Raw genomic sequence first — 24,848 nt, forward strand, 5'->3', positions numbered from 1 at the left:
AAAAATTGCCCTCCCATGAAAATAAACCTCTGGAGCTTCTTTTCCTAATGATTTAAAGCCCCAGAGGTTTAAGACTGTCCTACTTAGCTGCAGCTTTCAATACCGCTTCATAGGCCGGCTTCGGCTGATATTCACGGTCAAAGAGCATGGGATAGCTTGTGCGTCCTTTGATCGGCCAGTTATTTAGCCAGGAGTCGTTGTCTGTCACACCCCAAAAGGTCACGCGGTCGATCTTATCGCTGTGTTTTTTAAAAAGGTCAAACAGTTCGGCGTAACGCGCTGTCAGCTGTTGCTGCACAGAGTCCGGTAACCCCGTTGTGTACACGTTGTACTTTTCGTCAAAGTCGAAGGTCGCGTCAATGTCCGCGCCTGCTCTGCCGCTCGGGTTAGGCAATACATCAATGTCTACTTCAGAGAAGGAGACCTTCACGCCCAGGTCAGAGAAAGCCTTGATGCTTGCTTCAATATCCTCCAGGGAAGGAGACTCCAGGCCGTAGTGCCCCTGCATCCCAACGCCGTCCACTTTAATGCCTTTCTCCTGCAGGCTGCGTACAAGGCGAACAGCACCAGCGCGTTTCTCAGGCTTCCAGAGGTTATAGTCGTTGTAGTATAGCTCTGCTTCCGGGTCGGCCTGGCGCGCAAACTCGAACGCCTTCTGCAGGTACTCTTCCCCGATGATCTGGAGCCACTTAGACTGCCGCAGCGTCCCGTCGTCGTTCAAGGCCTCGTTCACCACATCCCAACTGTCGATCTTGCCTTTGTACCGCCCCGCTACTGTGTTAATGTGGTCTTCCATGCGCTTTAGCAGCACTTCTTTGCTCACCGGCTTGCCCTGCTCATCCTCGAACACCCACTTCGGCGTCTGGTTGTGCCATACAAGGGTATGCCCCACAATAAACATATCTTCCTGTTCTCCCAAGGTTACGTAGTTGTCGGCCGGTTCAAAGTTATACACGTCCGGCTGAGGGTGCACAGACTCCCACTTGAGGAGGTTCTCCGGGCTGATGGTGTTAAACTGCTCCTGTATCAGGTTGAGGGCCTTGGCATCATTACCGCTTACCTGCCGGCCGTTTAACGCAGCGCCTACATAGAAATCATCTTTAAAGGCTTGTTTCAAAGATACAGGGGCCTCTGTAGCTGCTTGCATAACAGTAGCCTGTTCAGCCACTTGGTTAGAGTCGGCACAGGAAGTAGCTAAACACGCTGCTAGCAGGGAAGGGGCAAGGAAAGCTCTTTGAATTTTCATTATAAATTTGGGTTCAGGTTTATAATAAGATGCATTTGTTCTCGGGTAGAGGTGCTTAAAACCCGATGGAGTTACCACCATCTACAGTCAGTACAGTGCCTGTCACATATTTAGCCGCATCTGATGCAAAGTAGTGTACCGCCTCTGCCACGTCTGCCGGCTCTCCTAAGTGACCCATTGGCGTTCTGGACAGGACTTTGTTCTTGCGCTCCGGATCGTTGTTCAAGGCTTTGGCCGACATATCGGTGGCAATAAAACCAGGTGCCACGCAGTTCACGCGGATACCTTCCGGAGATAAATCCACGGCCATAGCCCGGGTCATCCCCTCGATGGCAGACTTAGAGGCAGTGTAAGCGATTACCTTGGGGATGCCGTACTGGGAGGCCATGGAACTGATGTTGACGATAGCTCCTTTCTTGCGCGGGAGCATCACCTTCACTACTTCCCGGCTCAGCGCAAAAACGGCATTCACATTCGTCAGGATGATGCGCTGGAACTCGTCGTCTGTCACCTCCGTGAATGGCTTCTTCATGTTGATGCCAGCATTGTTCACGAGGATGTCGATCTGGCCGTACTCTTTGGCAATGCTTTCTACCAGTTCCGGGATGCCCTGCAGGTTGCTCAAGTCGAAGGAAATGGTAGAGCACAGCGCGCCGAAGGCTTCTTTGGCCGCGTTCAGTTTCTCCTCATTCCGGCCAATCACAATAGTGCGGATGCCGCTGTTTACAAATTTTTCTGCAATAGCATAGCCAAGGCCTGATGCTCCTCCTGTTACGATGGCTACTTTTTGCGCTGATGCGGTGTTCTCGTTCATGTTTGCTATAAGTGTCTTTATTTAAATACCCGGAACAAACTTCGGGTCTAATTGCATGTAATATTCAAGGGTGTGCTCCGGCTTTTCAACTCCTTCCGGTAAAGGCCTTTTAGAAAAGGTCTGGAAGTAAAGCAGCACCGCATCGCGCCACCACTCGGCCTCCTGTTCCTGAATCTCCAGGAATGTCTGCACATGTTTAAAGCGCTCCGGGTCTATCTTGCCTTCGAGGGCATTCCAGGTCTGCTGCATCTGGCGGACGCTGTCCACACCACCCTGGTAGCGGAGGGCCATTTCGTCCCACAGGGTTCTGCCAGACTTTACTTTATAATCCCAGGGCAGGTGGTGGAACCAGAGCAGGTATTTTTCAGGTGTCTTCTCCACGTTGCCGTACTTTTCTGCCACAGGTGGGAAATACTGGGCTACCGCGTTACTGCCTGTTTTGGTACGGTCAAAGCCAATTCCTTTTTCGTCTGCACGATGATAGTAAACGGAGGTCCAGTCGGCGCGGTGCTTATCCTTGATCCAGGGCCCTGGGCCATAGTGATGCGACCACCCCATGATATGGTGCAGACCAAGCGGGGTCATGTAGTTTACCAATGTCTCGTGGGAGTTCAGCATCATGTCTTCCAGTTTCTCCACCAGTTCCTCCTGGTTGGAAAAAGTCATTTTTATCCACTCTTCGGCTATCTCTTCTGAGGAGAGGTAGGGGTTCCAGGCCATGCGACCAAAGGCATACCAGTTGGCCTGCCCGAACTGATGGCCTGTCCAGTTGCGGTCGGTACCGATGTTCGCTACGCCGGCCATCCCTGTAAGGCGATGGCCATTCAGTGTCCCATCAATGACTTTTGCCACCGTAGAGCCTTCCCCTTCGGCGTAAGTGTCTTCGTCCAGCACCTCTTCCCACATGGGAGCAAGGTACACCAGGTTGGTGGCTTGCCCCAGGTACTCCTGCGTGATCTGGAACTCCATCATAATAGGTGTTTTAGGCATGGCCCCAAACAGCGGGTGGAAAGGCTCGCGCGGCTGAAAATCGATTGCCCCGTTTTTCACCTGTACCATCACGTTATCTCTGAATTGCCCGTCCAGGGGCTTGAACTCGTTGTAAGCCTGCTTGGCACGGTCTTCGGGTTCTTCGTTGCTGTATACAAAGGCGCGCCACATCACGATGCCGCCGTGCGGTGCCACCGCATCTGCCAGCATGTTTGCGCCGTCAGCGTGGCTTCGGCCGTAATTCTGTGGACCAGGCTGCCCTTCGGAGTTAGCCTTTACCAGAAAGCCGCCAAAATCAGGAATATAAGAGTAGATCTCGTCAGATTTCTTTTTCCACCAGGCCTGCACTTTCGGGTCCAGTGGGTCGGCTGTTTCCAAGCCTCCAATTTCAATTGGGGCACTAAAGCGGGCGGTTAGGTACACCTTCAGGCCATAGGGGCGGAAAGCGTCGGCCAGGGCCTTTACTTTCTTTAAGTACTCCTCAGTAAGCACCAGGGCATTAGCGTTCACATTGGTTAGAACTGTACCATTGATGCCGATAGAAGCGTTTGCACGGGCATAGTCGATGTAGCGCTGGTCAATATAGGTTGGGAGTTTGTGCCAATCCCATAATGAGAAGCCGGCATAGCCCCGCTCCACTGTCCTGTCCAGGTTATCCCAATGGTTCAGCACACGGTGCTTTGTTTTAGGGGCGCTGGCCAGAGAAAGTTTGCTGATGTCCTGCTGTGTTTGCAGGAGCCTTAGAAAATGATAGCTGCCGTATAAAACACCTATGTCGGTATTGGCGGCGATTACGGTGTATTTCTTCCCTTTCTTATTTGCTGTCAATAGCAGATAACCCTCATCGCCAACTGTTTTTAGCTTGTCGCCGAGGCCTAAGTCTTTTATCAAGGCTGAACTGGCAGGAGTGCCTGCCACCAGGGTGTTTCGTTGCGAAGGCTTTTGGCTAACAGGTACAGGTTTGCCTAACAAGCCGCTGAGGCCCATTTTAAGTTCTTGCTGAGCCACGGAGAGGGTAGGGGAGTTCCCCGGTACCACCACCTCTTGGATAGCCTGCCTGTATGCTTTTAGTTTAGCCGGGTCCTGTACCTGGTCGTACCGCAGCCACAGCCTGTATCCGTCCTCTGCATACGAGTGGTTGATCACTGACAGCAGCAGTAAAAATAAGCCGAGAGATGACAAGACGTGTTTCTTCATAACAGTAAAGGGGAGTTTAGTATAAAACTTTCTTCTGTGTTTCCGCGTCTGCTGCGCTTCGTGCGGCAAAAGCTTTTCTGGTGGAGGACTCTCTGACAATTAGCTCTGAACGTAAGGTAATCGTGTTGGTGATGTGTGCATCAGAAACACCATTGATAAGGTTCAGAAGGCTTCTTACAGCAACTTCCCCCATTTCATAGCCAGGGTAATCCACTGTGGAGAGGCTGGGTTCTACAATCCCGCAGATAGAGTCATTGTTAAAGCCTACTACGGCAATGTCTTCGGGCACGGATTTGCCTGCCTGTTTTAAGGCTTTGATGCAACTGGCGGCACAGGTATCGTTAGACACAAAAATGCCATCAGGCATTGGGTCCATCCTTAGTATTTGCCGGGCGGCCTCTATTCCGGCTTCCTCGTTTAGTTTGCTTCCCGCCAAAACGTAAGACTCATCAAACGGCAGGTTGTGATCTATCAAGGCATACTTGTAGCCTTTGAGGCGTTCTGCATAAACATTAATCTTAGGGCTGCCGCTGATGTGGGCAATTCGTGTACAGCCTTGTTCAATCAGGTGCGTGGTGGCTTTGTAAGCGGCCTGCATGTTGTCAATCACAATGCCAATGCCCTGTTGGTGCTCTGCGATCCTGTCGTAGAAAATGACCGGTACCCCCTTCTGAAAGAAAGGGTCAAAGTGAGAAGTGTCTCCTGTGTTATGCGCCAAGGATACGAGTAGCCCGTCCACTCTGCTGTTAAACATCGTTTTGGCGTTGGCAATTTCTTTTTCAGCGGCCCCCAACGACTGGCTGATGATCAGGTTATAGCCCTCCTGGTTGGCTACCTTTTCCATACCCGCAATGACAGAAGACTGAAAGTGGCTGTTCAACATAGGAACGATGACGCCGATGGTGTTGGTGCGCTTGCTCCGCAGGTTGCTGGCAAACAGGTTGGACCGGTACCCCATTGAACTGGCTGCGTCAAAAATCCGCTGCTTGGTGTTCTTGTTAACGGCGGGATGGTCGTTCAGCGCCCTGCTAACAGTGGTAGGGGAAACGTCCAGTTCCTTCGCGATGTCATAAATAGTTATCTCTTTGCTCATTCTCCCCGCAATTTTTGCAACAATTTATGCAACATATTTCATTTTTAAAAGTGCGTTACTCCTCAATCATTCAAAAAGTTTTTCTTTCTGAGCTGAAACAGCGCTTTGTAAGGGCGTATAAAATGAGCAGTCACTTGACTAAAACACTCTGTACGCTGTTTTGGCTGAGTTTTTCCCTGTTACTGGGCTTGTGCTGGTGGTTGTGTGGTGTCTTGCTGCCAACGGCTTGGAATATTTTTAAAACAAATTTCCGCAATCGGTTGTATTAGCCATAAAATATCTCCAAGTTTGTATACGTCAGTGAGTAGTTACTTTTAAAGGGCTGCTTTTGCTGTAAACAAGGCCTGTCGAAAAGGGGCGCCAATCCACTTTTATCGAAAGGCTAGCGTCAGGCGGAAACTGGTTTTAATGTTGGAACCAGGACCAGCCATGCTTCTCATAAGAATAAGTGCTTTGGCAATTCCATGGGGGAGAGGCCAAGAGCTTATAGATAATAAAGTGCTTCTGTTGCCGGAATAAAGGCATGGAAGTGGGCATGAGGCCCTGTTTATGTAAGAAACAAGTAGTTGCTATTAAAATACTTAGTACGAATTACCGCAGTTTATTTATGAGAAGACGCATGCAAGAGGGCTGTCACAGCAAACTACTGGCAGCAAGACTTTCCCACACCATTAGTCTCTGTAGAAATCGGTTGCAGGGAGCCTGTTCTGGCTTGTGCGCCTCCCATGCGGTTAATCATGCATTCCACTACACAGGCTGCTTTGCCTGTGTCTCTCAATAACTTAATACAAACCCTCAACATCTAACCACTGTTTTTTGTCATGAAACATCGTTTTACACAACGCTTCAGACTAGTGGCTTTGCCGGTGTGCGTACCGAAAGTCACTTTTGTTGCCGTTATGCTGTTTACCTGCCTTTTGGTAAGCATACAGGCAATGGCACAAGCACTCACCGTAACCGGTCGCGTTACAGACGTAGAAACCGGAACAGGCCTACCAGGGGTAACGGTGCTCCTGAAAGGAACTACAGTCGCTGCCCCAACAGGTGCAGACGGTAGTTATACGATTAACGTGCCGAACGGCACCGGCACGCTTGTGTTCTCCTTTATTGGTTACCAGACTCAGGAGGTGCCTGTAAATAACCGCGCTACTATCAATGTGCAACTCGGTACAGACGCCAAAGCCCTTGAGGAGGTAGTGGTAGTGGGGTACGGTACACAGCGGGCAGAGGCTGTAACAGGCTCAGTTGCTTCTATAAGCTCAGAGGAAATTGCCAAAGTGCCATCAGGTAATATCACGCAAGCTTTGCAAGGCCGTCTTCCTGGAGTGCAGTTCTCGCAGTCATCCTCTCAGCCGGGTGCCTCCATGCAAATCCGGATTCGCGGTACGCGCTCTATCTCTGCAGAAAATGATCCATTAGTTGTGCTGGACGGGATCCCTTTTCCTGGGGCTATCTCTGATATCAACCCGAACGACATCAAGAGCATTGATATCTTGAAAGATGCCTCGGCGACAGCCATTTACGGTTCGCGTGGTGCCAACGGCGTTATATTGGTAACAACCAAAACAGGCAAAGCAGGTCAAAAGCCACAGGTAAGCTACAACAGTTTCCATGGTGTTAAAAATGTCTTTGCCAAATACAACATGATGGATGGGGCGGAGCTTTTTGCGCTGCGTCAGGCAGCCGGGCTGTTTACAGGACAACTAGGGGAAGATGAGGCCGAGGGTGTGAACACCGACTGGCAGGACCTGTTGTACAGAACTGGTATCACAACAAGCCATGACGTTGGCGTTTCAGGTGGTACTGAACAGGGCCGCTACAACTTCAGTGTAGGTTACTTTGAGGATGAAGGCGTTATTCCAACGCAGCAATACACCCGTTACTCCATGCGTGGTAGCATTGACCAGGGGATAGGTGAAAACTTCCGCGTTGGCTTCAGTACATACAATAACTACAACATCACGGAAGGTTCAAACGTGGGCTTGTATGGCATCCTGAGTATGTCGCCTCTTGCCAGCCCGTATAATGAGGATGGCACGCTGAAAAGAACCATCAGAACACCTTTAGATGAAACCTGGCTCTACACAAGAGACATCGTGGAGGATTTAACTGATGAGTGGCTGAGCCAAACCAGAGCTTTTGCAACATATAATACCCTCTATGGCGAAGTGGAAATCCCGGGAGTGGAGGGCTTGAAGTACCGTGCCAACCTTGGCTTGAACTATCGCCAGAGCCATGGGGGCGCCTACACAGCAGCCGGGGTAAACAGCGCAAATCCTACAACCCTCTCAACGGCTTCTGTAAGCAACGCAGTTACAACCAACTGGACCATTGAGAACTTGTTGACCTACGACCGCACCTTTGCTGGCAAGCATAACGTGAATCTGGTAGGCCTGTATTCTGCCTCAGAGGAGCAGTATAACAGATCACGCATGGCGGCAAGGGACATTCCTTCCGACGCCTTCCAGTTCTACAACCTGGGGCAGGCCGCCGGCGAAATCACAGTTAACCCTGGTGACCAGCACTATACAAAATGGGGCTTGTTGTCGTGGATGGGACGCGCCATGTACTCTTATGACGATCGCTACATGCTGAGCGCTACAGTTCGCTCTGATGGCTCCTCCAGGCTGGCTCCAGGACATAAGTGGCATACTTACCCTGCCGTGTCGCTTGGTTGGAACCTTGCCAGAGAGTCGTTCATGCAGGATATAAGCCTAGTAAACAGGCTGAAGCTTCGGGTAGGTTACGGGCAAACCTCTAACCAGGCTGTTAGCCCTTACTCGACACTTGGTTTGTTGAGCACCAGGCCTTACAACTTTGGGCCTGATGTCTACGAAACCGGGTACTATGTGTCCCAATTGCCGAATCCTGCTTTAGGGTGGGAGTACTCTGAGACATGGAACTACGGATTGGACTTCGCCATCCTAAACAACCGCCTGTCAGGTACAGTGGAGTACTATGTTACCAACACCAACGATATTCTGCTGAGCCTTGGACTGCCTCCTACCTCGGGTGTTAGCAGCTATACAGCAAACATAGGCTCGACTCAAAACAAAGGCCTGGAGCTTTCGCTGAATGCTGTAATTCTGGAAGACCTTAACGGCTGGACATGGGAAGCGGGTGTTAACGTATATGGCAACCGCAACAGAATTGTAGCGCTTGCTTCGGGAGCAAATGAAGATAAGAACAACTGGTTGTTTGTCGGCCACCCAATCAACGTGATCTACGACTACGAGAAGATAGGGCTCTGGCAGGAGAACGACCCGCATCGGGATATCCTGGAGCCGAACCCTGCTGATCCTTCCAGAACAATTGGTATGATCAAGGTGAGATATACCGGCGAGTACAACTCTGATGGTACACCTGTAAGACAGATTGGAGCTGATGACAGACAGATTATGAACGCAAATCCTGATTTCCAGGGTGGTTTCAATACCCGCGTAGGGTATAAAGGATTTGATCTGACTGCTGTGGCTGCTTTCCAGAGTGGTGGAATTCTTAACAGTACCCTCTATGGAGCATCTGGTTATCTGAACATGCTGAGCGGACGCAGAGGCAACGTTGACGTGGACTACTGGACACCGGAGAACACCGACGCTAAATATCCGAATCCGGCAAGCTTAAGAAGTGGCGACAACCCTAAATATGCTAGCACGCTGGGTTATTTTGATGCATCGTACCTGAAGATACGCACCATTACGCTAGGCTATAACTTCCAAAGCAGCTCTTGGCTGGAAAAAGTCGGTGTCAACAACCTACGGCTTTACGCTACGGCGCAGAACCCCTTTGTGCTGTTCTCACCATACCACAGAGAGTCAGGCATGGACCCTGAGACCAACTCCTACGCCAACCAGAACGTGGCGGTAACGGGTGGTACCCCAAGCCGTCTGCTGACGATAGGTACGAACGCGCCCGCCACACGCAACTACCTGATAGGCCTCAATGTGACATTCTAAAAAAAGACAAAGATGAAATTTATTAAAAATAAAGCTTTTATAGGGACAGCCTTGATGATGGCTTTATCCCTGTCATCTTGCGAGGACATTCTGGAAGAACAGCCGCGCAGTATTTATGAACCTGGTTTTTTCCAGACGGAGAAAGGCGTTTACGGGGGGCTGACGTCGATGTACGCCCACCTGCGTTACATATACGGACAAGCCTACTACTATAACACCACTGAAACCGGTACCGATGAAGTAACATATGCGCAAAGCGCAGATCAAAACTTTAAGGTAATGGATATATCAGGCCAGGGGGAAATCACTTCCACCGACAGCCGTGCCGATGTGTTGTGGGGAGCCTCTTTCTCTAATATTAACACTGCCAGTGGTATCATTGAGAACGCTGCCAAAGTAGGAAGTATTCCGGACGCGCTGGTTGCCGAAGCCCGATTTTTCCGTGCATTCGATTACTTCTATCTGGTGCAAACTTTCGGTGGTGTGCCTTTGGATCTGGGTGCAGGAGAGCTGAAATTTAACACGAAGCCTTCAAGAGCCTCTGTTCGTAACACAGTGCCGGAGGTTTACACGAAGGCTATCTTTCCGGATCTGTTAAAAGCGGTAGAGGACTTGCCGGTAAGTCCACGTGTCACCGGCGGTGCAACGCAAACGCTTGCACGCCTTTATCTGGCAAAAGCTTACCTAACTTACGCTTGGTGGCTGGAAAACCCGGATAACATTCCTACTTATCCAGAGACCTCCCGAACTGACCCTGACGGCCACAATGCCCAATGGTATTATCAGCAGGCATATGATGTGGCCACAACCGCTATCGACAATCCGGGTCCTTTCCGTTTGCAGGATACCTATTTTGACGTTAACCTGGCGACAAACGACCGTAACCCGGAGATACTGCTGTACGCCGACCACACCGAGACAAGCGAGTTTTACAACGGAGGCAGTCTTACGTATAGCGGTGGTGGCGCCCCTGATAACTTTGCTGGCTGGATGATGACGTGGAACTATACCAATATTAGAAGCATCAATCCGAAAGACAACAAACCGATGAGCTCTGTTCAGCGGGAAGCCTCTCAGGACTTAGGGCGCCCGTGGACCCGTATGGCTCCTACTATCGGGGTAATCAAAAACACCTTTGCCGATAAAACCCATGACTCCCGTTACGACGGTACTTTCACGACAGCTTATCGTGCTAACTGGCCGAAAGGCTATAGCAACAAGGCGGAAGCACCTGAGTTTGTTATCAATGCCAACAACATGCAGGTTAAGCCAGGTGAGGCCATCCTGACGTTCCTGAATGAAGACCCTGCAACGCCTGTTGCCTATCCGAGTGGGGCAGGTAAAAGTAACATTGGTGCTGGGGAGTTGCCAGGCAGAGCCGATTATGTGGTAGCACCGAGTGGTATTAGCAGGATCGTGTATCCGGGGCTCTGGAAGCTTGGGCCTTACCGTACCGACAATGGTGATGGATTAGGGCAGCCAAATGCCGGCAGTACCCGTCCTTTTAACATTGCCAAATTCTCTGAGTTCTACTTTATAGCGGCCGAAGCAGCTGTGAAGGGGGCGGCTGTCCAAGGAGGGAAAAGCGCCAGAGAGCTGATCAACGTGATTCGCGCACGTGCCGGAAAGTGGCGCTATGACAATAACGGTAACACTGTAAAGGTAGAAGACCATAGCGAGGAGATGATGGCGGCAACGCCACAAACCATAGATATTAACTATATCCTGGCAGAGCGTTCGCGTGAGTACTATGGCGAAGGCTATCGCTGGTTTGATCTGGTGCGCACACAAAAATGGGACGACCTTGCCTCTACTTATGAGATTGGCGGAAGCAACTACGGAGACCATACGCCGGTGACGGTAACGCGCAGCATTCAGCCCTATCACTATCTGCGTCCTATCCCGCAGGGGCAGCTCGACGCGATGGAAATGAGCCCGGCAGAAAAAGCTGCCTATCAAAACCCGGGATACAACTAGGGGTAAGTTATCTGAATACAAAAAGAAAGGGAGCCTAACATAGGCTCCCTTTCTTTTTGTATCGGTTGTTCGATTTTACCCGCCCTATCATGCCTGTTGTTCCTGTTTTTTTAAAAGACAATGATTAGGTAGGGTAACGACTAGAAAATAATTGAGATGCCGCTGTTAATTCTGGTGGGAGCTGTTGAAACGATAGCAGAATATAAGATGGAGCTGGTGAGGTAACTGGTTCAGCGCGGTGTTGTGGCAGAGTGATAATTGGAGCAATGAAAAAGCAACTTGTTGAAAACAAAATCATGAAATCGGTTGCAATAAGTGCAAAATATACTCAAGTTTGTGTATATTAGTGAGTAGTTACTTTGAAAGGTGCTTTTAGAGCAGACTTGCTCCTGCATAGAGGAAGGGCTGAAAGCTCAGGCAAAGATAAGATTTCCTGCAACAGGCTAAAGAGGTTGCGAAAAGTTAAAGGAAAAGGTTAGTTGATTTCTTTAGTTTAGAATGAGGAAGGAAAAGAGGGGACTCCCGGCTCCTTCTTTTCCTCTATTTCGTCTGAGTGTAGTGGCTATAAGGACTTCTTATTGCACACGCTCGCCTAGTATCCCTCATTTGAACAAGAATAAGATTAAATTATAGCTCAAAAAGAAAAAGTCTTTACACGCTTTACAAAAGAATTAAATATGTCCTTAATACAAAGCTGGAGATGGTACGGCCCCAAAGACCCCGTTTCGTTGCAAGACGTGAAACAGGCAGGGGCAACAGGTGTGGTGAGTGCGCTGCATCATATACCGCATGGTGCCGTGTGGCCACTGGAGGAGATTCAGGAGCGGAAAAATGTTATTGAGGCCGCTGGCTTAAAGTGGGTAGTGGTGGAAAGCGTGCCGGTGCATGAGGCCATCAAAACCCGAAGCGCCGATTGCGAAGCTTATCTGGAGAACTACCGCCAGACGCTCCGTAACCTGGCTGCCTGTGGCATTGCAACGGTATGCTACAACTTTATGCCGGTACTGGACTGGACCCGCACGAACCTGGCCTACGAACTGTGGAACGGAGCCAAGGCTTTGTATTTCGACTGGGCAGAGCTGGCTCTTTTTGACATGTTCATTCTTAAAAGAGAAGGGGCAGAAAAGGATTATGCTGAAAGCGTAGTAAGCAAGGCAAAAGAGAAATACCAGCACTTTTCTGAAGAAGAGCTGAAGGCACTCAGCGACATCATCCTGATGGGAGTTCCCACAGAGGGTAGCGTCACGATTGAGCAGTTGCTGCAAAGCATCGAGATATATAAAGGCATAGGGGCTGAAGGCTTGCGCGAGAACCTGGTGTACTTCCTGCAATCCATTATGGACGTTTGCGAGGAAACAGGCATCAACATGACGATTCACCCCGATGATCCGCCGTATCCTATTCTTGGCCTGCCCCGCATAGCCAGTACCAAAGAAGATCTCTTGTACATCATTGATACCGTGAATCGTCCGGCAAACGGGATTTGCTTCTGCACGGGTTCTCTGGGTGCGGGCAGACACAACGACCCGGTTAGCATTATTAAAGCCGTAGGGCACCGCGTGTACTTTGCGCACTTGCGGAACGTGCTGAAAAATGAGGCCGGCGACTTCTATGAGTCGGATCATCTGGCTGGCGATGTGGACATGTACAGCGTGATGAAAGAACTGATCGCCCTAAACCAGGAGCGGGAGCAGCCTATTCCTTTCCGCCCGGACCACGGACATCAGATGCTGGATGATTTAGTGAAAACAACGAACCCCGGCTACTCTGCTATTGGTAGACTGCGTGGCCTGGCCGAGCTAAGAGGACTAGAGATGGGAATAGAGCGCTCGATTTTTAAAAAAGACTTACATGATCCACAATACACCGTTACCAACCTCGGCTAAAGAAGCTCTGTATCCGCAAGTTGCCAACAGCTTTTTAAGCGAGGACTTTTTATTGCAGACAGAGACAGCCCGGCGCTTGTACCACGATTATGCCCAGGGCTTGCCGATTATAGATTACCACTGCCACCTGTCGCCGGAGGTGATTGCCAAAAACGAGAACTTTGCCAACATGACGCAAATCTGGCTGGCAGGGGATCATTATAAGTGGCGCGCCCTCCGAACCCTGGGGTTTGACGAGCGGTTTATAACAGGGGATGCCAGCGACGAAGATAAGTTCGTGAAGTGGGCAGAGGCGCTTCCCTATACCATGCGTAACCCGCTTTATCACTGGGCACACATGGAGCTGAAAAACCCTTTTGGCATTACAGAATTGCTTTCCGGTAGAAATGCGCTGGAAGTATATGGCCTTGGGAACAGGCTTTTGCAACAGCCGAATTTCACTCCCCAGGGCTTGTTAGAGCATTTTAAGGTGGAGATGGTCGGCACGACAGACGATCCGGTGGATAACCTGGCATATCACCAGCAGATAGCGGCCTCGTCCCTTGAGGTAAAAGTGTTGCCTTCGTTCCGTCCGGACAAGGCACTAAATCTGAGTGGAGGAACAGCCTACAGGCAATACCTGCAGCAGCTGTCAGAGGCAAGCGAGATAACGATTACCAGTATAGATACGCTTCTTGAGGCATTACAGCAGCGGGTAAACTTCTTCCATGAGAATGGTTGCCGCATTGCAGACCATGGTCTGTCTTATTTGCCCCTGGCAGGCAAAGGGGCTGGCAACCTGGAGAAGGTTTTTGTCGCCGTGCTGAATGGGAACGATGAGGAGGCTACAAGCTATCAGGACGCGTTCAGCGGATTTGTGCTCCTGGAGCTCTGCAAAATGTACAGCCAGAAAGGATGGGTGCAGCAGTTTCACCTGGGGGCTTTGCGAAACACCAATTCACGCATGCTGCAGGTAAATGGTCCTGACACAGGCTATGATTCTATCGGCGATTTCCCACAGACCGAAACGATGGCCGCTTTCTTCAATGAGCTGGAGCGTACTGGCCAGCTGGCAAAGACGATCATCTATAACCTGAACCCTGCAGATAATGCGGCCTTCGCGGCCATGGTGGGTAACTTCCAGAGCAGCGGAGTGAAAGGTAAAATGCAGTTCGGCTCTGCCTGGTGGTTCCTGGACCAGTTGGATGGTATGAAAGCACAGATGGATGCCTTGTCTAATATGGGCCTGATCAGTTGCTTTATTGGTATGTTGACCGATTCACGTAGCTTTCTGTCCTACTCCCGCCATGAGTATTTCAGAAGACTGCTGTGCAACATATTCGGAAACGACATAGAGCAGGGCATGCTTCCTGCTGACCTGCCCTGGGTTGGCAAGTTAGTACAGGATATCTGCTATTATAACGCTAAGAATTACTTTCCCTTTCATTAGGCCTAACCGATGTAAACCCCATTTACCATGAACTCACCTCTTCTAACTGATGAGCCAGCCGTTAAAAAGGTTAAAATAGGGTCCTATCGCTGGACCATTTGTGCCCTGGTGTTTTTCGCCACTACCATCAATTACCTCGACAGGCAGGTAGTGGGTATCCTGAAGCCCGTATTGGAGGGTCAGTTTAACTGGACGGAAAGCGACTATGCCGCCATTGTAACGGCCTTTACTGCCTCTTATGCCATCGGCATGGTTGTATTTGGGCGGATCATTGATAAAGTGGGCACCAAACTAGGTTACTCGCTATCGATCGTCGTGTGGAGCGTGGCCGCCATGGCGCATGCTTTGGCAAGAACTACCTTCGGGTTTGCTGTCGCCAGGGCTGCACTGGGCGTGGGGGAGTCGGGTAACTTCCCGGCGGCAGTTAAAACGGTGGCAGAGTGGTTTCCCAAAAAAGAAAGAGCTTTGGCTACCGGCCTCTTTAACTGTGGGGCAAACGTGGGGGCCATTGCGGCTCCGCTCGTGGTGCCTTGGATTGTGGCTGCTTATGGCTGGGAAGAGGCCTTTATTATAACAGGAGCTGTCGGTTTTGTGTGGTTGGTGTTCTGGCTGATTTTTTATGAAATCCCTTCCAAACAAAAGCGCCTTGGCAAAGCAGAGTACGACTATATCCATAGCGATAACGAGGAAGCGCCCGCAGAGGTAAACGAGCGGCCGATGAATTGGAGCAGGCTCCTCTTTATTCGCCAGACCTGGGTGTTTATTGTAGGCAAGTTCTTTACCGATCCTATCTGGTATTTCTTCCTGTTCTGGTTGCCCTCTTACTTCAGCTCTACCTTTGACCTGAACTTAAGTAGCCTTGGCCTCCCTTTGGCCATTGTGTACACTGCCACCACTGTTGGTAGTATCGGGGGAGGCTATCTTTCTTCCTACCTGATTCGCAAAGGGATGCCCGTGTTCAAGGCCCGTAAAACAGCCATGCTTATCATTGCGCTACTCGTGGTGCCGATCATGCTGGCCCGTTATACATCGGACATGTGGATGGCCGTTGGTTTGATTAGTTTAGCCGCTGCCGCACACCAGGCATGGAGTGCCAACATCTTTACAACAGTGTCTGATATGTTCCCGAAGCGTGCCGTTAGCTCGGTGGTAGGCATAGGAGGGATGGCAGGCTCTGTAGGTGGTGCCCTGTTCCCGCTGTTCATTGGGGCAGTGCTCGATTATTACACAGACCTGGGGAATCTTACCGCAGGGTATAACATTATCTTCACGATTTGCGGCTTTGCCTACGTGCTGGCCTGGGGCTTCATGCAACTCCTGACACCACGCGATAAGGAGGTACAGCTTTAACACTAAAAGTGGTCTTAAATAAGGTGGCCAGGGTCACTGTAAATACTTGAAACGAAGATGACATTCCATAACCATTTTTTATCCGGGCAAGGCAGGAGGTTGCGCCAGTGGCCAAAACTCATCTGTTCTTTGGCGCTAGTGCTTGTGTGGGGCCTTGTGTGGCATCCTGCAAAAGCGGCGAACGACACAACCTACATCACAGCCTCTAAAGCAAAAGGTAACTTTGCCCTTTCTGCTGCAGGTAAATCGGCGCCTTTGTTTGTGAGTAGTCAGGACCATGCAGGCGTAATCAGAGCCGCAAAGGACTTGCAGGCGGACGTAAACCGTGTAACCAATGCTCAGCCGAACTTAACAATTGACAAGAAGGCTCCGAAGGCAAAGCAAGTGGTCCTGATCGGCACACTTGGTAAAAGTCCTGTTATCGATAAGCTGGTAAAGAACAAAAAGCTGGATGTGTCTGGCGTAGCGGGTAAATGGGAAACTTACCTGGTGCAGGTAGTGGACAAACCGATGCCGGGCGTAGACCAGGCCCTGGTGATTGCCGGTAGCGACAAGCGCGGCACCATATTCGGTGTTTATGATGTGTCTTCAAAAATCGGTGTGTCGCCCTGGTACTACTGGGCTGATGTTCCGGTAAAGCAGCAACAGAACCTGTACGTAACACCCGGACGGCATACGGCAGGGGAGCCAGCGGTAAAATACAGAGGCATCTTTATTAACGATGAGGCGCCGGCGCTGGCAGGTTGGGCCACTGAAAAGTTCGGTGGCTTCAATGCAAAATTTTACGCGAATGTGTTCGAATTGATCCTGCGCCTGAAAGGGAACTACCTGTGGCCAGCCATGTGGGGCCGGGCGTTTTACGACGATGACCCCAAAAACCCTGAACTGGCAAATGAGTACGGTGTGGTGATCGGCACTTCGCACCATGAGCCCCTCATGCGGGCCCACGACGAGTGGCGCCGCTTTGGTTCCGGGCCCTGGAACTATAACACGAACCAAGACAGCCTGCAAGCTTTCTGGAGAGAGGGAATCAAGCGCATGGGGCAAAACGAAAGTTTAGTAACCATAGGCATGCGCGGCGATGGCGATGAGCCGATGAGCGAGGAAAGCAACATTGCCCTGCTGGAGAAAATCGTAGAAGATCAGCGTACAATTATTTCGGATGTAACAGGTAAACCAGCCTCTGAAACACCACAAGTATGGGCACTTTACAAAGAAGTGCAGGACTATTACGACAAAGGCATGCGCGTGCCGGATGATGTGACACTGCTATTGGCAGACGATAACTGGGGTAACATCCGGAAATTGCCGAAGGCAGGTATCAAGCAGCATTCAGGGGGCTACGGTGTTTACTACCACTACGACTACGTGGGTGGCCCGAGAAACTACAAGTGGATCAACACGAACCCGCTACCCAGAATTTGGGAGCAGATGCACCTGGCTTACGAGCATGGTGCGAACAGAATCTGGATCGTGAACGTGGGGGATATCAAGCCAATGGAATTCCCGACCTCCTTCTTCCTGGATTATGCCTGGAACCCGGAGAAGTGGCCGGCAGAACGACTGGACGAATACACCAGGCAATGGGCAGCGCAGCAGTTCCCTCAGCAGCATGCGGCGGAGGTGGCCGAATTACTGGCAAAGTACGGCAAGTACAATTCCCGTCGCAAACCAGAGCTTTTATCTCCTGAAACTTATAGCCTGATTGCTTACCGTGAGGCAGAAAGCGTGGTAGAAGACTATTTAGAACTTGCTGAGAAGGCCGAACAACTGTACAAGGAGATGCCTGCCGCATACAAGGACGCTTTCTTCCAGTTAGTACTGCACCCCGTAAAAGCAAGTGCTAACCTGAATGCCCTTTACCTGGCAGTAGCACAAAACCGTTTGTATGCAAAGCAGGGGCGTGCCGCTACAAATAATTTAGCTGCAAAGGCAAAAGATTTGTTTGCCATAGATCAGGAACTGTCCAGAATCTATAATGAAGACATTGCGAACGGTAAGTGGAGCCACATGATGGACCAGACGCACATTAGCTATACCTATTGGCAGCAACCTGAGAAAGACGTGATGCCGGAGGTAAAAGAGATTAAGCTGCCGGCAGGTGCTGAAATGGGTGTGGCAATAGAAGGATCTGAGAATTGGTGGCCGGCGGCAAAAGGGGAAGCGGTATTGCCGGAGTTAACGCCTTATGGCCAGCAATCTTACTATATCGAAGTATTTAACCGGGGGCAGGCGCCTTTCAAGTATACAGTACAACCCGGAGCCGACTGGCTGCAGGTAAGCCAGCAGCAGGGGATGGTAGAAGACCAGGAACGCCTGCTCGTGCGTGTGAACTGGAAGCAGGCACCAAAAGGAAAGCAGCGCGTGCCGGTGACCATCACTGGCCCGAATGGCAAGCGCGTGGTCGTGCAGGCTGTCGTAAACAACCCGGCAACCCTTACGGCTGATAAGGTGAAAGGATTTGTGGAGAGCAATGGTTATGTGGCCATGAATGCTGAAAACTACTCCCGTGCCGTAGAGGCAGGTGATGCAGCATGGAAGCTTATCCCTGACCTGGGCCGCACAGCATCCGCCGTAACACCTTTCCCTGTGACTGCCAAAAGCAGAAAGCCGGGAGCTGACAGCCCCTACCTGGAGTATGACATGCATTTGTTAAACAGTGGTGAGGTAAACGTGAAACTACTGGTATCCCCAACGCTGAACTACAACGAGTCTGATGGCCTGCGCTATGCTGTTTCCATTGACGATGCAGCACCGCAGATCGTGAACATTCACAAAGACAACACCACGCAGTCCTGGGACGAGTGGGTGGCCAACAACATCATCGTGACGCAATCCAAGCACAAGGTAGAAAAGCCGGGGCAGCATGTGCTAAAGGTGTGGATGGTAGACCCGGGTGTGGTAGTTCAGAAAATAGTGGTGGAAACGGAGGGAGCTAAACCTAGCTACCTTGGCCCTCCGGAAAGTTACCGTCCTGAAACAGCGACATCAGCAGTAAGATAGGCCTGGAAACCAACTGTCTCACCTCCTCTTCAGGAGCATGAGACAGTTGGTTTTATTTGGTGAAGTAGTAACAGTAGAGATAATGTGATATGGCTAATTACAGCAGCATTTTAAAAAAAGTAGGTTTTGCAGCAGGGGTTTTTGCCTGTACTTTGTTCGGGACTACTTCTGTGCAGGCACAGGAGACGTTCCTGAATCCCATACTGCCCGGCTTTTACCCGGATCCCAGTATATGCAGGGTAGGAGAGGATTATTACCTGATCAACTCCACCTTCTCCTATTACCCGGGTGTGCCTATCTTTCATAGTAAAGACCTGGTAAACTGGAAGCAGATCGGCAACATCCTGAACAGACCTGAACAGCTTGATGTAGAAGGGTTGGGGGTGTCTAGAGGGATTTTTGCACCGGCTATTGCCTACCATGATGGTACTTTTTACATGGTAACCACCCTCATTGATAAGGGCGGAAACTTTGTGGTGACGGCCAAGGATCCGGCGGGGCCATGGTCAGACCCGGTATGGTTGCCGAAGGTAAATGGCATAGATCCTTCTTTGTTTTTTGATGAGGATGGCAAAGCTTACATCGTGTACAACAGCGAGTCTCCGGACAACAAGCCGCTTTACGAGGGGCACCGCACGATCCGCATACAGGAGTTTGACTACAAGAACCTGAAGACGGTAAGTGAGCCGAAAATATTAGTAAATGGTGGGGTAGATATCTCTAAAAAGCCAGTCTGGATAGAAGGTCCCCATATTTACAAGCATAATGGATATTACTACCTGATGGCGGCAGAGGGGGGCACCAGTGTCAATCACTCAGAGGTTATCTTAAGAAGCGAGCACGTAACAGGCCCTTACACACCTTACGAGAACAATCCCATCCTGACACAACGCCATCTACCAAACGATCGCCCCAATCCTGTATCAGCCACGGGCCATGCGGACCTGGTACAGACGCAGAATGGCGAGTGGTGGGCCATTTTCCTGGCCACACGCCCCTACGACACAGAAGATCATTACAACATAGGCCGCGAAACGTTTTTGGCACCGGTAACCTGGAAAGACGGCTGGCCAATTATTAACGCCGACAACGAGTTGGTGCAGTACAGTTACACCCGCCCAAACCTGCCACAGGGGGAAAAGAGCAATTTCCCTTTGAGTGGTAACTTTACCTATCGGGAAGACTTTGAGGAGAGCGAGCTGCCGATGTATTGGCTGATGCTGCGCACCCCTCGCTCCAACTGGTACAGCCTGAGCCAACCAAGCGGAAGCCTCACCTTAGATGTTCGGCCAGAGACGCTTGCAGGTAAAGGCAATCCGTCGTTTCTTGCCAGAAGGCAGCAGCACCTAAAAGGGAGTGCCGGCACGAAAGTGATATTTACACCGGCTAATGAGAATGAATTTGCCGGTGTAGCTGCCTTTCAGGGCGAAAAGAACTACTATGCCTTTGGTAAAACGCTTTCGGATGGCAAGCAGGTCGTGCAGTTGAAGAAGGCAGATGGCGCTGTGCTGGCCGAAGTGCCGCTGAACAGGAAAGAAAGTAAGGAGCCACTGCAGCTTAAGGTTGACTTTAACGCTGGGAAGTATGATTTTTATTACGCTACCAAGAATGGAGACTGGAAGCTGCTCAAGGGAAACGTGGACGGAACCTACCTTAGCACGCGCCAGTCGGGAGGCTTTGTAGGAACAACCATCGGGATGTATGCCACTTCAAACGGAAAACCGTCTGCTAACAAGGCAACCTTTGATTGGTTTGATTACGAAGGAAACGACGATATTTACAAAAACCCGGCTACCTCTACGCAGTAGCACTTACAACAGAAACTAAAAGACCCATTCATAACTAAACGAACATGACAACAAAAGCACCTTTCAAACACTCAGCACTGGCTTTGCTGGCTGCTTCAGTTTTAGCAGGCGGTTGCCAGAGCACCACTACCGAAACACAGGCAGTAGAAGAGCCTGTGGCGGAACAGGTATCTCCTATATCAGATCCACTGGTAACGGAGATCTTCACTGCCGACCCTTCTGCCCATGTGTTTAACGGCAAGATCTATGTGTATCCTTCGCATGACATTGATGCCGGAGTACCAGAGAAAGACGACGGTTCTCACTTCGCCATGACAGACTACCGCGTGTTGTCCATGGACAGCGTGGGAGGCAAGGTAACGTTACATGATGTAGCCCTGGATATTAAAGACGTGCCGTGGGCCGGAAGACAGATGTGGGCGCCGGACGCTGCCTATAAAGACGGTACTTATTATTTGTTCTTCCCTGCCAAAGACAAGCAGGATATTTTCAGAATTGGGGTAGCCACCAGTTCCTCGCCAGTAGGTCCGTTCAAGGCACAGCCAGAGCCCATTGCGGGCAGCTTCAGCATCGACCCTGCCGTTTTCAAGGATGATAATGGCGACTATTACATGTACTTTGGTGGTATCTGGGGTGGTCAGCTGCAGCGCTGGGCCAGTGGCCAGTACAATCCGGAGGACGTGTACCCGGCAGACGACCAGCCAGCCCTGATGCCTAAAGTGGCGAAGCTGAGCGATGACTTGATGAGCTTTGAGGGAGAGGTGAAGGACGTGCAGATTCTGGATAAAGACGGTACCCCTCTACTGACAGGTGAAAATGACAAGCGCTTCTTCGAGGCTGCCTGGGTGCACAAGTATAACGATAAGTATTACTTATCCTACTCAACCGGCGATACCCACAACATTGCGTATGCCATTGGCGACAGCCCTACCGGGCCGTTCACGTATCAGGGGGTAATCCTCAAGCCAGTACTTGGCTGGACAAATCACCACTCTATTGTGGAACATAACGGCAAGTGGTACCTGTTCTTCCACGACAGCTCCCTGTCTGGCGGCAAAACGCACCTGCGTAGCGTGAAAGTAACAGAGCTGAAGCACAGACCTGATGGCACGATAGAAACGATCGATGCGATGGTAGAGCAGCCCGGGGCATAGAGAGTGTTACTAAGGGAAGCAACTTGGTGCCACTCCGGTTGCTCTCCTGCTTTAAAAGGGAGCCCCCTGCACTTCTTTTGTACAGGGGGCTCCCTTTTTTTAACTGATGACGCTTCTGTAAGCGGGCTTTAGCGTTCTTAGTAATTTCTTACCACTTGGGCACTGAGCGTGTTGGTGTTTCCGGTGGGAGGGGTTTTGAAGCCGCGGATAAGCATCGTGTACGTTTTACCCGCATCAAGCTGCACGTCAGAAACTGTTAAGAGTACTTCTTCTGTGCCAGCCGCTTTTATCTGTATAGAAGGCTTGCCTCCGGCTAGCTCTATAAAAGGCGTAATTCCCTTGAACCCTAAGCCTGTTGCAAGCGAAGTACTGGTCGTTCCGGCTACGTTAACATCAACAGCAGCGGCATCCGGCGAAAGGTGTACAACACGTAGGGCGGCTTTTCCGGTCGTTGGGGTCTTTACGCTATCCTGTACTGTGAGTAACTCTATGTTCTGTAGTCGGTTAACCGTGAAAAGGGAGTAGGCTTTGTTTTCCTTTAAATTCATGGTTGTTTCCACATAAGCGTTCGCAGCGTTAACGGGCGTAAACTTGAGCGAGTGGCTCCCTGCTTTTATCGTAATGTACCCGGAGAAGTTAGTGTAGCTAAAGGGTTGATTGTTGATGGTCATGCCATCGAGCTTAATGTCAAGGGCAGGGGCGTCCGGTGATCCATGGTAAATTGAAAGATACGATACAGGGGTCGGATCAGGAAGGTCCGTTTCTTTGTCCAGGCATCCTGACAGGGAAACAGCCGTTAAGCAAACGACGAGTAGGGACCAAAGCTTACTTAAGTAAGTCTTCTTAAAAAGGTTTTGCATAAAGATGTAGGTGAACAGTTTTAGTAAATAATTTCTGAGAACAAGCCTGCAAAATAGCGGCAGGAGTGTTTTCATCAGATAGACCCTAAATCTGTGAGGCTGGTTGCAAGCGTTTTTTAAAATGTTTTAACAAAGCTGCACGCCGCACTATAGCAGCTTATGACAAAGGTGTAAGCAGATAAATAAACAGAAAAGGCACAGATAGCGAATGCCGTCTGTGCCTTCCCTTTCTACAGGGCTTTCCCTGTTAAAAGCTCCTATAAGTCCTTTATTGCGTTGAACAGGTCTCTTCCTGCCTGTAACTGACCTGTGTCTGTTGCATGAATCCGATCATTCGGAATACGGGTATAGCCATCTGTTTCAATTACGGCCACGGTGCGCGGGTCTGATGCTGCCCTTTTGGCTTTGGCAGCATTTATGGTGGCGGCATGGGGCAGGATATCGGCGTCAGAAAAAATCTTGTACACGACCCGCTTCGCCTTGCTGAGGTAAGGAACCTGGTCGAAGGCCTTGAACAGAGCCGTTTCGTTTTCCTGATAAGCCAGGGCCTTCGCTTCGTTAAAGGAGTCATGTTCTCCCTGCCACCAGGCTATGGACTTGAACTGGGGTGCTTTGCCCTGGGCAAGCAGTGTGGCCCGCGCCTCTTCAATTGTTTGCTTTGTCTGAAGAATCAACTCCTCCGAGTCAGGGTGCCAGTCCAACAGCTCCTGTGTTCCTGACTTATAAAGTTGAGACCCTCCAACGCCTGCTACAATAAAGTATACATTCTGCCCTTTGTATTCTCTCAGCAGTTTTGCAGCTTGTACAACCGGTCCAAACTGTCCTTTTTCTGATTGTGTGTTTACTCCGGTTAATATAAGTTCAAACTGCTCATTGGCCCTGTTAAATATATAACACCCTTCCAGAGGTTTGTGGTACTCTGGGGGGAGCTGGTAAATTGCTGCTCTGCCAATGCTGTTTGACTGGCCAATGATAATATGCACGTCTACTGGCTCCCCTTCTGGTAGATCAGGCTCTTCCTTTCCGCAGGAGGCAACAAAAGCACAGGTCAGGAGAAGCAGTAAGATACTAAAAGCTCTTTCCATAGGACTTTTTCGTACAAAGGTTATACTGTCAGGTTTTATTTAATATTATTAAACCTTTAAATATATGAACAATTGTTAATATATAAAATACTTTCAGTTGTAAAAATTAAAATATGTAGAGTAAAAGTTATAAATTAAGGATTGGCTATGGTTTCTGGATGTGGTAATGCTGATTGTTATAGTGCAATAAAGTAAGTCTGTTCTTGTAAAATCAAAGGGCTTGTAGTGTTGGGAACTATACTGCATGGTTTTTTGCCAGCCTGGTAAACCCTTCTGTTGCCGCGGTACATGCTTCTACTTTTGGTTTATTAAGTAAGGAACCTTATCTTTTGTTAATAAAGCTTGGACTTAGTTAGCCGGCTTACGTTAACAGGTAAAAAACATAGAGAATAATGAATATAGTAAAACCCTTACTGACGCTGTTATTAGTTGTTATCTTAGCCTCTTCCTGTTCGCCCTTGAGAGGTAGAAAAGCACTTGTTGTAGACGATGATCGTAGGAGTATGCGGTTCGACAATGGCCGTGCGGAGAGCCGTAACAAAAGGTGGAATAGTGGGAAGAGCCAGGTAAAGCAAAGAAAGCAAAGAGATAAAGCCTTCCGGAAGAGAAGGAGAAACTAGTATGGTCCACCTTTTACGCAGCAGAAACGTGAGGGAGAGGGTATAAAAAGTCGTCATACCTAACAGTGGTTGTGGCCGTATAAGAGCGTATGGCTAATAAAGAGACACGCTACACCCGCACGCCCTACTCTGAAAGCATGAAGTGGGTGAACCACATGGTGCACCTGATGGATAACCAGTTTCGGTTGCCGGGAACAAACTTTCGCTTTGGGCTAGACCCCCTGCTGGGCTTACTGCCTGTGGCTGGCGACCTGGCCTCTTTTGCCATGTCTGCCACCATTGTCATGACGATGGCAAGACATGGGGCCAGTAGTAAGCTTGTTGTGCTGATGCTGTTGAACATCCTATGTTTGTACGATGTCCCTTAGATACCCTTTTCC

General features: G+C 50.0%; 16 protein-coding genes. 9 read left to right on the plus strand and 7 right to left on the minus strand.

Annotation, left to right across the window (positions count from 1 at the left end; genetic code table 11):
- Positions 1–79: 79 nt before the first annotated feature.
- The 4 genes from CHB92_RS06845 to CHB92_RS06860 form a co-directional block, all read right to left on the minus strand.
- A complete protein-coding gene (locus CHB92_RS06845; protein ID WP_245842358.1) occupies positions 80–1,147 on the minus strand; it encodes an endo-1,4-beta-xylanase in 1,068 nt (355 codons plus the stop codon).
- 154 nt (positions 1,148–1,301) lie between these two features.
- Complete coding sequence (locus CHB92_RS06850) at positions 1,302–2,060, minus strand: SDR family NAD(P)-dependent oxidoreductase (protein WP_089318453.1); 759 nt, start codon at positions 2,058–2,060, stop codon at positions 1,302–1,304.
- 21 nt (positions 2,061–2,081) lie between these two features.
- Positions 2,082–4,247 (minus strand): alpha-glucuronidase family glycosyl hydrolase, encoded by a 2,166-nt coding sequence (locus CHB92_RS06855; RefSeq protein WP_089318454.1) that lies wholly within the window; start codon positions 4,245–4,247, stop codon positions 2,082–2,084.
- A gap of 16 nt (positions 4,248–4,263) precedes the next feature.
- Entirely contained in the window at positions 4,264–5,340 is a 1,077-nt protein-coding gene (locus CHB92_RS06860) for a LacI family DNA-binding transcriptional regulator (RefSeq protein ID WP_089318455.1), read from the minus strand.
- Between the two features lie 821 nt (positions 5,341–6,161).
- Between CHB92_RS06860 and CHB92_RS06865 the strand changes: the two genes are divergently transcribed.
- The 8 genes from CHB92_RS06865 to CHB92_RS06900 all read left to right on the plus strand — a co-directional run bounded on the left by CHB92_RS06865 (position 6,162) and on the right by CHB92_RS06900 (position 21,903).
- On the plus strand, positions 6,162–9,296 hold the full coding sequence (locus CHB92_RS06865; RefSeq protein ID WP_089318456.1) for a SusC/RagA family TonB-linked outer membrane protein: 3,135 nt from the start codon (positions 6,162–6,164) through the stop codon (positions 9,294–9,296).
- Between the two features lie 12 nt (positions 9,297–9,308).
- Positions 9,309–11,273 (plus strand): RagB/SusD family nutrient uptake outer membrane protein, encoded by a 1,965-nt coding sequence (locus CHB92_RS06870; protein WP_089318457.1) that lies wholly within the window; start codon positions 9,309–9,311, stop codon positions 11,271–11,273.
- 677 nt (positions 11,274–11,950) lie between these two features.
- Positions 11,951–13,159 carry a mannonate dehydratase gene (gene uxuA / locus CHB92_RS06875; RefSeq protein WP_089318458.1) on the plus strand — a complete coding sequence of 403 codons (1,209 nt, stop codon included), beginning with the start codon at positions 11,951–11,953 and terminating at the stop codon, positions 13,157–13,159.
- Positions 13,125–14,588: a glucuronate isomerase gene (gene uxaC / locus CHB92_RS06880; protein WP_089318459.1), complete on the plus strand. Its 1,464-nt coding sequence runs from the start codon at positions 13,125–13,127 to the stop codon at positions 14,586–14,588. The genes uxuA and uxaC overlap by 35 nt, the downstream gene beginning before the upstream one ends.
- A 27-nt stretch (positions 14,589–14,615) precedes the next feature.
- On the plus strand, positions 14,616–15,938 hold the full coding sequence (locus CHB92_RS06885) for an MFS transporter (protein WP_089318460.1): 1,323 nt from the start codon (positions 14,616–14,618) through the stop codon (positions 15,936–15,938).
- A 57-nt stretch (positions 15,939–15,995) separates the two neighbouring features.
- Positions 15,996–18,941, plus strand: coding sequence for a glycosyl hydrolase 115 family protein (locus CHB92_RS06890; RefSeq protein ID WP_089318461.1), 2,946 nt, complete (start codon positions 15,996–15,998; stop codon positions 18,939–18,941).
- 89 nt (positions 18,942–19,030) lie between these two features.
- Positions 19,031–20,749, plus strand: coding sequence for a glycoside hydrolase family 43 protein (locus CHB92_RS06895; protein ID WP_089318462.1), 1,719 nt, complete (start codon positions 19,031–19,033; stop codon positions 20,747–20,749).
- Between the two features lie 44 nt (positions 20,750–20,793).
- Positions 20,794–21,903, plus strand: a complete 1,110-nt coding sequence (locus CHB92_RS06900; protein WP_089318463.1) for a glycoside hydrolase family 43 protein — start codon at positions 20,794–20,796, stop codon at positions 21,901–21,903.
- 137 nt (positions 21,904–22,040) lie between these two features.
- Here CHB92_RS06900 and CHB92_RS06905 read toward each other — a convergent pair whose 3' ends face one another.
- The 3 genes from CHB92_RS06905 to CHB92_RS25470 form a co-directional block, all read right to left on the minus strand.
- Positions 22,041–22,763: a DUF4397 domain-containing protein gene (locus CHB92_RS06905; protein ID WP_179222977.1), complete on the minus strand. Its 723-nt coding sequence runs from the start codon at positions 22,761–22,763 to the stop codon at positions 22,041–22,043.
- Between the two features lie 257 nt (positions 22,764–23,020).
- On the minus strand, positions 23,021–23,848 hold the full coding sequence (locus CHB92_RS06910) for a sialate O-acetylesterase (protein ID WP_089318465.1): 828 nt from the start codon (positions 23,846–23,848) through the stop codon (positions 23,021–23,023).
- Positions 23,849–24,285: 437 nt separating this feature from the next.
- Positions 24,286–24,525, minus strand: a complete 240-nt coding sequence (locus tag CHB92_RS25470) for a hypothetical protein (RefSeq protein ID WP_144266281.1) — start codon at positions 24,523–24,525, stop codon at positions 24,286–24,288.
- Between the two features lie 32 nt (positions 24,526–24,557).
- On the opposite strand from CHB92_RS25470, the gene CHB92_RS06920 reads away from it, so the two are divergent.
- Entirely contained in the window at positions 24,558–24,836 is a 279-nt protein-coding gene (locus CHB92_RS06920) for a DUF4112 domain-containing protein (RefSeq protein WP_089318467.1), read from the plus strand.
- Positions 24,837–24,848: the final 12 nt, after the last annotated feature.

Origin of the sequence: Pontibacter ummariensis, assembly GCF_900188175.1 — a bacterium.
Classification (GTDB): Bacteria; Bacteroidota; Bacteroidia; order Cytophagales; family Hymenobacteraceae; genus Pontibacter; species Pontibacter ummariensis.

Bases quoted from the DNA above. Each gene is read 5' to 3' on its own strand.
- CHB92_RS06845 (WP_245842358.1), bottom strand. From the start codon at position 1,147: ATGCAAGCAGCTACAGAGGCCCCTGTATCTTTGAAACAAGCCTTTAAA.
- CHB92_RS06850 (WP_089318453.1), bottom strand. From the start codon at position 2,060: ATGAACGAGAACACCGCATCAGCGCAAAAAGTAGCCATCGTAACAGGA.
- CHB92_RS06855 (WP_089318454.1), bottom strand. From the start codon at position 4,247: ATGAAGAAACACGTCTTGTCATCTCTCGGCTTATTTTTACTGCTGCTG.
- CHB92_RS06860 (WP_089318455.1), bottom strand. From the start codon at position 5,340: ATGAGCAAAGAGATAACTATTTATGACATCGCGAAGGAACTGGACGTT.
- CHB92_RS06865 (WP_089318456.1), top strand. From the start codon at position 6,162: ATGAAACATCGTTTTACACAACGCTTCAGACTAGTGGCTTTGCCGGTG.
- CHB92_RS06870 (WP_089318457.1), top strand. From the start codon at position 9,309: ATGAAATTTATTAAAAATAAAGCTTTTATAGGGACAGCCTTGATGATG.
- uxuA (WP_089318458.1), top strand. From the start codon at position 11,951: ATGTCCTTAATACAAAGCTGGAGATGGTACGGCCCCAAAGACCCCGTT.
- uxaC (WP_089318459.1), top strand. From the start codon at position 13,125: ATGATCCACAATACACCGTTACCAACCTCGGCTAAAGAAGCTCTGTAT.
- CHB92_RS06885 (WP_089318460.1), top strand. From the start codon at position 14,616: ATGAACTCACCTCTTCTAACTGATGAGCCAGCCGTTAAAAAGGTTAAA.
- CHB92_RS06890 (WP_089318461.1), top strand. From the start codon at position 15,996: ATGACATTCCATAACCATTTTTTATCCGGGCAAGGCAGGAGGTTGCGC.
- CHB92_RS06895 (WP_089318462.1), top strand. From the start codon at position 19,031: ATGGCTAATTACAGCAGCATTTTAAAAAAAGTAGGTTTTGCAGCAGGG.
- CHB92_RS06900 (WP_089318463.1), top strand. From the start codon at position 20,794: ATGACAACAAAAGCACCTTTCAAACACTCAGCACTGGCTTTGCTGGCT.
- CHB92_RS06905 (WP_179222977.1), bottom strand. From the start codon at position 22,763: ATGCAAAACCTTTTTAAGAAGACTTACTTAAGTAAGCTTTGGTCCCTA.
- CHB92_RS06910 (WP_089318465.1), bottom strand. From the start codon at position 23,848: ATGGAAAGAGCTTTTAGTATCTTACTGCTTCTCCTGACCTGTGCTTTT.
- CHB92_RS25470 (WP_144266281.1), bottom strand. From the start codon at position 24,525: ATGACGACTTTTTATACCCTCTCCCTCACGTTTCTGCTGCGTAAAAGG.
- CHB92_RS06920 (WP_089318467.1), top strand. From the start codon at position 24,558: ATGGCTAATAAAGAGACACGCTACACCCGCACGCCCTACTCTGAAAGC.